The organism is Pseudomonas sp. 22490 (genome assembly GCF_052044465.1).
Classification (GTDB): Bacteria; Pseudomonadota; Gammaproteobacteria; order Pseudomonadales; family Pseudomonadaceae; genus Pseudomonas; species Pseudomonas aeruginosa.
Genome location: NZ_JBQENS010000113.1, coordinates 1 through 334 on the forward strand (window position 1 = coordinate 1; position 334 = coordinate 334).

The 334-nt window shown below is 50.3% G+C and carries 2 pseudogenes; both read left to right on the forward strand.

The annotated features are described in order from the left end of the window. A pseudogene (gene phzA, locus ACTJJX_RS35160) lies at positions 1-150 on the forward strand (phenazine biosynthesis protein PhzA); the annotation flags it as partial. Between the two features lie 35 nt (positions 151-185). After that, positions 186-334: pseudogene (gene phzB / locus ACTJJX_RS35165) on the forward strand (phenazine biosynthesis protein PhzB); the annotation flags it as partial.

Here is a 334-nt window from a genome sequence, read left to right on the forward strand (position 1 = left end):
CAGGGCTATTGCGAGAACCACTACATCCATTCCTTCGAACTCGAGAACGGCCGGATAAAACGCAATCGCGAGTTCATGAACCCGATGCAGAAATTGCGTGCATTGGGAATAGCCGTTCCACAAATAAAACGTGACGGTATTCCCACCTGATTAATGTTTATTCCAATTCAAGAGGAGATATGACGATGCTCGATAATGCCATTCCCCAAGGTTTCGAAGACGCCGTGGAGTTGCGCAGGAAGAATCGCGAGACGGTGGTCAAGTATATGAACACCAAAGGCCAGGATCGCCTGCGCCGCCATGAACTTTTCGTCGAGGACGGCTGTGGCGGTTT